1 protein-coding gene is annotated in these 1273 nt (G+C 73.8%); it reads left to right on the forward strand.

Going from position 1 to position 1273, the window contains the following annotated elements; all coding sequences use genetic code 11:
• Window positions 1-51 precede the first annotated feature (51 nt).
• A partial coding sequence (gene lhgO / locus AOK16_RS24715; protein ID WP_055474313.1) for an L-2-hydroxyglutarate oxidase occupies window positions 52-1273 on the forward strand: 1222 nt, incomplete at its 3' end.

Below are 1273 nucleotides of genomic sequence, written 5' to 3' on the forward strand. Positions count from 1 at the left end.
GGGTAGTCCGGGCCGGAGAGAGACCGAGGCGGCCGGAGCGGAGGTGGAGCGGTGGCGTTTGCAGCGGGGTACGACAGTGACGTGCTGGTGATCGGGGGCGGGATCATCGGCCTGTCGGCCGCGTACGCGATCACCCGCGCCGCGCCCGGCACGCGGGTCACGGTCCTGGAGAAGGAGCGGGGCCCCGCGCTGCACCAGACGGGCCGCAACAGCGGCGTCATCCACAGCGGGGTCTACTACCGCCCGGGTTCCCTGAAGGCTCGGTTCGCCGTGCGGGGCGCGGCGGAGATGGTCAAGTTCTGCGCGGAGTACGACATTCCGCACGAGGTAACGGGCAAGCTCATCGTCGCCACCGAGCGGTCCGAGCTGCCCCGGCTCCACGCGCTCGTGCAGCGGGGCCGGGAGAACGGCATCCCGGTGCGCGAGTTGGGCCCGCCGCAGATCGTGGAACACGAACCCCATGTGCGGGGCTTGGCCGCGATCCACGTGGGGACCACGGGCGTGTGCGACTTCGGCGCGGTCGCGGCCCAGCTGGCCCGGCTCGTGGAGGCCGCCGGCGGACGGATCCGGTACGGATCGGAAGCGCGGGTCATCGGACGCCGCCGCTCCGAGATCGCGGTCCGCACGGCGGACGGGGCAGTGCTGCGGGCGCGGGCGCTGGTCAACTGCGCCGGGCTGCACTGCGACCGGGTCGCCCGGCTCGCGGGTGACGACCCCGGAATGCGGATCGTTCCCTTCCGCGGCGAGTACTACGAGCTGGTGCCGGAGCGGCGGCATCTGGTGCGGGGACTGGTCTATCCAGTGCCGGATCCCGCGTTCCCGTTCCTGGGGGTCCATCTGACCCGGGGCATCGAAGGGTCGGTCCACATCGGCCCCAACGCGGTGCCCGCGCTCGCCCGCGAGGGCTACGACTGGCGGACCGTACGTCCCCGGGACCTGGCCAGCACGCTCGCCTACCCGGGCGCGTGGCAGCTGGCCCGCCACCACTGGCGGTACGGCGCGGGAGAGCTCCACCGCTCCCTCTCCAAGCGCGCCTTCGCCGACACCGTACGGAGGCTGCTGCCGGAGGTGGCGGACGAGGACCTGGTCGCCGCGCCGGCGGGCGTGCGCGCGCAGGCGGTCCTGCCGGACGGCACCCTTGCCGACGACTTCCTCATCCGCGAAACCCCAGGCATGGTCCACGTCCTCAACGCCCCCTCCCCCGCCGCGACCGCGTCCCTCCCCATCGGCCGAGAGGTGGCGAGCCGCGCACTGGCGGTGCTGGGGGTGGGGG

Source organism: Streptomyces pathocidini (assembly GCF_001418495.1).
Lineage (GTDB): Bacteria > Actinomycetota > Actinomycetes > Streptomycetales > Streptomycetaceae > Streptomyces > Streptomyces pathocidini.